At 45.5% G+C, this 8,969-nt stretch carries 2 protein-coding genes; both read right to left on the reverse strand.

Annotated elements, in window-relative coordinates:
* Window positions 1-13: 13 nt before the first annotated feature.
* Window positions 14-754 (reverse strand): thioesterase II family protein, encoded by a 741-nt coding sequence (locus tag ACP69X_RS14555; protein WP_073979272.1) that lies wholly within the window; start codon window positions 752-754, stop codon window positions 14-16.
* Window positions 755-760: 6 nt separating this feature from the next.
* Window positions 761-8,956, reverse strand: coding sequence for an amino acid adenylation domain-containing protein (locus tag ACP69X_RS14560; protein WP_426052789.1), 8,196 nt, complete (start codon window positions 8,954-8,956; stop codon window positions 761-763).
* Window positions 8,957-8,969 lie beyond the last annotated feature (13 nt).

The raw sequence follows: 8,969 nt of genomic DNA on the forward strand, positions 1-8,969 counted from the left end.
GGGTCGTTTTTTCTTAATTCTTGATCAATTGTTGCCTGGCTGCAAGCTCAATCACATGTCTCATCTGCTCTGCAAATGGCTCGGGATGTGTGTTGATGTACATGTGGCCTCCATCGAAATCGGTGCGTTCGATGGTTTTTGCCCATTTTAGCCAGCCGCTTGCATCCTTCATGCATTTCTCATCTTGCTTTCCATTGAATAAATAAACAGGTGTGTCGATAATCGATTGATCTGTGTGCTGAAAGGTTTCTAGTGCCCTGTAATCTGCACGCAAGGATGGTGTAAAGTAATCCATCATTGGTTTGTTCTCTAATAATTCCTTTGGAATCCCGCCCATTTCGGCAATATGCTGTACAAATTCTTCATTGGATAAATGCGTCAGCATCTGTCGTTTTGTTTGCGGGGGCTGAATGGCTGAGATCACCACTGCTGCCGGATAGATCCCTTCTTTTTCTAGCAGCTGGGTTAGTCTGTATACCACAAGTCCTCCCATTGAATGTCCGAACAGAATAAATGGGCGGTTCAATTTGTCCGTGAGCCCCTCTTTATACAGCTCTGCCAGCCTGTCAATGCTTGTTTCAAGCGGCATGAGATTGGTGCCGTGCCCTGGAGGCTCTGCTGCTGTGACTTCGGCCATGTCTTTTAGCTGTTCAAAGAGTGGACGGTATGAGGCGGAATATCCGCCGGCAAAAGGAAAACAAATAAGCTGAATGAAATCTGATTTTTTTTCAAAGGTTTTAAATAACTGATTCATACGTCTTTACCCCTTTATAATCGTTTGAAGAATCCGTGCCAGTTCATCTGCCTGCGGTTTTTTCATCATGGTGACATGGTCGCCTTTGATGTGGTAATACGAGCACGACCCTTTCGTATAAGCCTCCCAGTCTGAAAACTTCTTCTGGAAATCGCTTGCGTGATCACTGCTTTGGACAATATAAAATGGCACAGGGAATGGTTCTTTTTCTAATTCAATGGCTTGTGACATGATCGTATTATGCGTTTGCATTTGCAAATATTTATCTAAATATTGATCATTCATGAATTGATGAACAACTTCATCCTTTTCTGCCTCTTTGAGTATTTTCTGCTTCACTTCCTGGAAGCTCAATCCTTGTAAAGCTTCTGGCTGAATGCCGACCAGATTCCCCATTCCAAGGACAAGTGCGAGCATTTTCACTTCTTCTTCGTTCATATCGGCATGAAGTGCCTGATCTGCCTCATCTCTTAGCACTGGCACCGTATCTAAAATGATGAGTCCTTTCGGTGCTTTTCCTGCATGAGAGAGCCGCTGATTCATTCCGTAGGCAAGATGCCCGCCCATTGAATGCCCTGCAAGATAGTCAATGCCCGGACGGTAGAACGTTTCAATAGCTTCAATAAAAAGGGTCACAAGCTCCGTGTAATGGAGAAATTGCGGCTCTTCATCCTCATATAGGCCAGGAGACTGCAAGGCGTACACAGCACCTTGATGTGTCATGAGCTTAGCAACATCAATATAGCCCATCACCGTTCCACCAGCAGGCGGTGCAAAGAATATTCTTGGTTCGGCTGGATCGCCTTTTTTCAGCTCGATTACGTAGTCCTTCGGAGACCTTTCGACGTTCTCTGCGGCTTCTGGTACTCCGTCCAAATGTGCGGCTAATTGCGCAGGCGCAGGGTGCATGAAAATCCATTTTGGATCAACACGAACACCTTTTTCTTTTAATTTGGCGACAGCCTGAATACTCATAATGGAATCGCCGCCCAGATCAAAGAAGGAGTCATGCATACCTACTTGCTTCACACCAAGCACTTCCTTGAAAGCTGCGACAATCCGCTCCTCCGTTTCGGTGACCGGTTTGTCGTCATCATGGGAAAGGGAGATTGCTTCTGTTGGCTCTGGCAGTGCTTTTTGATCAACCTTCCCGTTCGTTGTCACCGGCATTTCATCCAGTACGACAAAGTAACTTGGAATCATATAGCCTGGCAGGCTTTCCTGCAAAAAGGCTTTCCAGCCCGGAACAGGATTGTCTCCGTTTGTCACAAGGTAGGCTGCCAGTCGTTTTGAGCTGCCATACGTTTTGGCGATGACTGTACATTCTTTGACTTGTGGATGCTTGAGCAGTGCTGTCTCAATTTCCCCGCATTCAATTCGGTAGCCTCTAATTTTCACTAGATGATCTTTTCGGCCGAGGTATTCAATGGTGCCATCTGACCGCCATGTACCAAGGTCGCCTGAACGATACAGCTTGTTTCCCTTTAGTTCAGGAAAAGGATTGTCAATAAACCGCTCCTTTGTCCGCTCTGGATCATGAAGGTAGCCTTTAGCAAGGCCAGTTCCACCGATATAAAGTTCTCCTTTGACGCCTGCTGGTACTGGGTTGAGCGCATCGTCCAGTATGACAACAGTTGAGTTCGACACCGGCACACCAATTGGAACTGATTTTGCGCCTGCTGGCACGTGTGTGACTTGATGTGTTGTGGCTAAGGTCGTGTTTTCTGTTGGACCGTAAGCATTGATGAGCACACCTTCCATATGCGGCAGTGCCTTTCGTGCATGCTCACTAGACATGGCTTCCCCGCCAACGAGTAATGTGCGGTAGCCTGCCACACTTTTTGGATCATGCTCCACCAATCGATTAAATAAAGCGGTTGGCAGACAGTTGGCTGTTACTTGATGTGTTTTGATGAACTGTGTTAATTCGTCCATATTCAGTGCTGCATATTTTGGGAGCAGAATCAGCTGACCGCCATTCAGCAGCATTCCCCATAATTCAAATGTAAAGGCATCAAAAGCATAGTTTGAGAGCTGAAGCATTTTGTCATCTGGACCGAGCTCTATATAATTTGTTTCTCTAACCAAGCGGACAACTCCTGCATGAGGAAGCATCACGCCTTTTGGTGTACCTGTTGAGCCTGATGTGTAATTAACATAGGCTATCTGGTCTTCACCTATGATCGATGATTCTCTTTGATACACTGCATTTGTTTCTGGTATTGGCTTGTCCATGACAATCTTTGTACATGTAAAGTCTACTAGACGGTCTGCAAAATGAGACTGGGTGATGATCACATCGCTTTGCGTATCACGAACGATGAGACGGATGCGTGCATCAGGATATTCAGGTGACATCGGAACATATGCAGCACCAGATTTGATGATTCCTAGGACCGACACAATCATGTCAAAGGAGCGATCAAAAAGCATCGGGACAAGGGAGCCTGGTCCAATTCCTTTTGACTGCAAGTAAGCAGCAAGCTTTGTCGCCTTCTTATCTAAGGCTTCATACGTCATATGCTCATCCATATAGGACAAGGCAATACGATGCGGATCACGCTGCACCTGTTCTTCAAACAATTCTTGAAGCGTACGCTTTGGATAAGGCGTATCCGTTTGATTTTTCCCTATAATCATGGCCGCCTGTTCCGCTTTGTCCATTAAGCAATAATCAGCAAATGTACGCTCAGGCTGAGCCGTCATGCCGTCTAGCACATGGAGATAATAGTTCATATAACGATGGATGGTCTCTTGATCAAATAAATCCGTATTGTATTCCACATGAATCGACAGCTTCTCTTCCTGTTCAAATACATGCAGGGTGAGATCAAATTTAGATACTGTATGATGGACCATCACATGTTCACTTGTCAGCCCTTTAAGGCTTATATCAAGCGAATTGGTGACATACCCCATGGCCGCCTGAAAAATAGGTGACCGGCTTAAATCTCGATCTAACGAAAGGTCATCGACAAGCTTATCAAATGGATAATGCTGATGCTCAAACGCTTTTAATGTCATCTCTTTCACGTTTTCCAAGAGATCGGCGAACGTCTCTGCTGTTGAGACGTCCTGTCTCAGCGCAAGTGTATTCACAAACATCCCAACGAGCTGCTCTGATTGCTTGGCATCCCGGCCTGCAATAGGCGATCCAACAATGATATCTGTCTGTCCGGACAGCTTGTGAAGCAGGACGTAGTACGCAGACAGCATCGTCATGAACAGTGTCGTGCCCTGCTGCTTGGACAAAGCCTGCAAGCGGCGGATAAGCGGTTCATCCAATACGATTTGCTCTGTAGCACCGTTAAATGTTTGAACCGGCGGACGAGGGCGGTCAAACGGCAGATCCAGCACTGGAAGTTCACCTTGTAACGTATTGAGCCAATAGGTTTTGTCTGCTTGATGATGCTTTAATTGTTCATTTTCCCAATGTACATAATCTGTCCATTCGATTTCTAAGGCTGGGAGCTGCGGCGTTTCATCTGCAAGCAGTGCGTCATATGCCACTTCTAATTCCTGAATGAGCAGGCTGAGTGACCATGCATCTGAAATGATGTGATGCTGCGCGCAAAGGAGATAATACTCCTCCTTCCCCATATCTACTATCGTCCACTGCGCAAGAGGGCCTCTTTTTAAATCATAGACGCGTTCTGCCTCTTGCTGAATGAGCTGCTTCAGTCTTCTCGCTCTTGTTTTTTCATTAAATAACGAGAAATTTGCCACAGTCACAGATGGCGGAAGGTCTTCTCGAATGAGTTGGACCGGCTTGCCGCCAAGTGATTCGAATGTTGCCCGAAGTGCTTCATGCCGCTTTGTTAAAAGGCCAATCGCTTTTGTTAATGCTTGAATGTGTAATGATCCTGTCAGCTTCCAAGCACCTAATATATTGTAATGATGGCTCTTTTCTAATGTGGATAAGAACCAAATGCGCTTCTGGGCATGTGACAGCTCATAGCTTGTTTTCTTTTCAAGCTTTGGAATTTTGGCTTCCTGAACGGCTGGCGCCCCTTTGATGTCATCAATCATTTGCGCCAAATGTGCCAAATGTTTGCTTTCAAATAATATTTTTAAAGGCGCCTTCATTGAAAATTCATGATTGATCCGAGAAATGGTTTGAGTCGCCTTTAGTGAATGTCCGCCAAGATCGAAGAATTGATCCTCTTTGTACACGCGATCTACATCTAAAATATCCTCCCATATGACGGCAAGAAGCTGCTCTGTCTTCGTTTCTGGCAATTGCTTTTCAAGGCTTTGTACGTTTTTGCCATGGTTCAATTTGAGAGCTTCATGATCAATTGAGCCATCTTGCTTTTTCGGTATTTCCTGTACTTGCTGAATGTCCCATTTGCCTTCTGCGACGCTCTTGATCTCTTCAACATGCACTTCTTTGCCAGGCTGAACAGTGTAAAAAAGCTTTTTTTCAAAGACCGGTATTGGAGCTGGCTGAAGATACCCGGCGATGTCTGGGTTTGCTCCGTCCAGTCCGATAAATAGATGCGCTTCATTCAGCCGAACACCTAGACATAATGAATGGAGACCTTGCTTCTTTCCAATCAATTGAAATCCCTTGCGAACGGTGAGAGCTGCTCCGGTATGCCCCTTAGACAAACCGAGATTATCCCACATACTGAAGTTCAAAGAGATTGCTCTTCTTCCTTCTTGAAAGGTGAGAGCGTGCGCGAGTCCATCTAAAAAGCTGTTGGCCGCAGAGTATGCCCCAAATGTCGTGCCGCCAAAAAAGCCATTGACCGATCCAAAAAAGACAAGAGGTACTGTCGGATCATACTTAAAGGCTTCCTGCAGCACCCATGCTCCGTCTGCTTTCCCTGACATTTCTTTTGTGAAATCCTCTTCTGTCGTATGAGCCAGTGTATACTTGTCCGCCTGCTGAAAATGCTCAGACACATTGCCAGCACCGGCCAAATGCAGCACACCTCGGATCGATTGTCCAAAATGCTTTTCTGCTTCATAAATCGCCTGTTCGATGTCACATAAGTTTGTCACATCCGCTTGGACATAAATGACGTCACCAAAACCTTTTAACTGTGAGAAGGCTTCTTTCTTTTCCAAGCTGTCTTCCAGAGATGTTCGTCCAATCAAGACGAGCTTTAAGCCAAATTGGAGCATCTGCTTAGACAGCTCAAACCCAATCCCGCCAAGTCCTCCAGTCAATAAATAAAGACCTTCATATTCTAAAAACCCTTCTGTTTGAGGTGCTTCCATCATATTGACTTTTTCCAGCTTTGGTACGAACCTGTCCCCATTTCGGTAAGACACCTCTGTTTTTATATGAATCGCAGACAATTCCTCCGCAATATGCTTGGCATCCTGTTCTACATTCTCCGCTTCAATATCAAGATGAGACACCTCTGCTCCTTCCCATTCTTGCGGAATGGTTTTTAGCAGGCCTACAAGCGGCGTTTTCTCCACATGAAGATCGTCTTCAGGCTGCACAAATTGACCACCTTTTGTCACAACGACAAAACGGATGGGCTCTTTATTTGCTTGTCTCAATGCTTGATACAAGTACAAAATGGATTGATTGGTGCTGGCATGTAGCTCTTTGAAATGCGCAGGATCAACGATGTCTTCCTTGCCTGACACATTCCACAGATGGAGCATGCGCCCGGTCTTTAATTCATCTGCTTCAAGTGCTGCAATGAGCCTGACGTAATCCCCCTTGATTCTCGGGTTTATCTGATACATCCCTTTAGACAGACGCAAAAATTCATGCCCTTTTCTCACAGAAATATATGGCTGATTCTTTTGCTCAAATTGGGCGTAAAGCGATTGATAAAGTCCTTTTTCATCCTCGAAAACGAGTACATGGTCAGCAAAAGGCTGAGCTGGACCGATTTTCTCCTTAGCCCAAATGCGTTTAAAAAACCAATCTGGGAGTGTTTGTTCATTTTCAGAAGCAAGATCCAGTGCCTGTTCTATGTCACGGAAGGCTCCATCTTTTAGTGCTGCACCAAGCTGAGCACGCTGGATTTTCCCACTCTCCGTCTTCGGAAATTGATCTTTTTTCACCGGAATGATGTGATCAGGCTCTATGCCGATTTTTCGAATGATGGCCTCTCTAATCTGTTGAATCATCGTGATTTGTTCCTCTAATGAATCCCTTTGTGAGACAAAAAAGACAGCAAGCGTGTCGTTGCTTGATTCGGGATTATAAATGCCGTACGCAGCGGCAAAGGTGACTTCAACCCCGTCCACCTCTTCTACAACCGCTTCAATTTCGTAATTTAAATAGTTAGCGCCGTTGATGACAATGATGTCTTTTTCTCGACCTGTCAGAACGAGACGCCCTTCGTGAATAAAGCCTAAATCCCCCGTGTGAAACCAGCCGTTTTCTGCAAATACCTCTTGATTCGCTTCTTCATTTTGATAGTAGCCCATCATAATTGTTGGACTCTTCACCTGCAAGCGCCCAACCTGATCTTCTGGCAGCACCTCGTGATGCTCATCTACAATTCGAATCCATACAGACGGAATCGGCGTGCCGACTTCTGTAAACGTCATCTTGTTCGGATGATCGTGCGTCACATATTCGATCTCACTTGTTAATGAATTTTGATCAATCGTCAGCTGTCCATCCTGTTCACTGTTCCGCATAAATTTCTTTGACTGAACAATGGCTGAGGATGTTTCTGACATACCGTAAGCAGGTACCATCGCATGACGGCTTAATCCGTGCTGCCCCATAATGTGCATGAAGCGCTGCGTGACTTTCGGAACAACTGCTTCAGCTGCATTCATGATATAAGTCAGAGTGGACAGGTCCCAGCTCCCTTTACGAATGTCCTCCTCATATTCATTCATCATCGCAAAAGCAAAGTTTGGCGCCCATGTTCTTGTCACACCGTATGTTTCTACCCAATCGAGCCACACCATCGGCCGCTCGATAAATTGATCGATGGATGGACTAATCTGCTGGCATCCAAGGTAGACGTCATGTACATGAAACATAACAATTCCACCAACATGATCAAGCGGCATCCAGTTAAGCGACACATCCTCATGTGTAAAGCCGTTTACCTGCTCAAAAGCCATAATTCTAGATAAAATGCTTTGATGATGATGACGGATACACTTTGGTACACCCGTACTTCCTGAAGACAGCAGCTGCAGCACAGGCTCATCCGGCTCCGGCTCATAATGCTGTTCATCTGGTTCATACGCCAGCAATGCTTCAATTGTTAAGATAGGCATGGTCTTTGCTTCAAATGTCTCACGCAGCCCCGCAATGTCCTCAGCGCTTGCTTCATTCGTAATAATGAAAGGTTCATTTTGCAGCTGAAACACGCCCTTCAGCTTATATACACCTTGATTCGTTTCATCATAAACAGGCGGCACAGAGACCGGGGTCGGAATGATTCCTCCGAGAATACAGCCCCAGAATACCGTGATAAAATCTTGATGATCTTTCAATTGAAGTAACACTTGATCACCGTTCGTCAGTCCTGCTGCCCTTAAACCGGACAGAACCCGTTCAGCGCTTGTTAGTAATTCAGGATAGGTTTGGGTCAACGTACGTCCGCCTTCTTTCAAATAAGTCACCCCGCGGTCTGGTGACATAAAAGCTGATCGAATCAGCACCTCTGTCAGTGTGACAGGTGTGCCTGGCTTTTTGATCACATCTCCGCCATACACAAGTGCGGGCGGCTTCTCATGTACAGATGATTGCTTTGACACGCTCGCTTCATTTTTCGAAAGCGGTCCGTTTCCTTGAGTACGCTGTCGATTAGGAAACAAATCATCTAAGTGATAGGGCGTTCGTTTTTCTGACTGACTTTCAATGAAAGCGGCCGCTGCCTCTACTCCATCTATAGCTTTGGTGCGCTCTTCTATCTTTCTTAATTCCTCTTGATCTATGATTTCAATTGAAAGCAGTGCCTCTGTGTCGACTGCTCCACTTTCTGTCTTTGGCAAAGAAGGTAATAAGACAAGAGCGGCTGGCACTTCATGAGGATGAAGTGGACCTTTCATCAGATCCTCCCTTGTCAGCGAAGGGTCCTTCGCCTGTGCAAATAGCACAAGCGATAGACTGCCTTCTTGATTTTTCTTTGGAATGATTGCACATTCCTTAAGCGGAAAATGAAGCATCATGACTTGCTCTAATGCTTTGAGATCCATCCGTTTTCCGTTGATTCTGACGATATGATTTGCTGCATGTCCTTTTCGTCTACTCACTAACATCGTTCTTCTCCTC

It is taken from the genome of Bacillus sp. DC4300-2b2 (genome assembly GCF_049895685.1).
GTDB lineage: Bacteria > Bacillota > Bacilli > Bacillales > Bacillaceae > Bacillus > Bacillus safensis.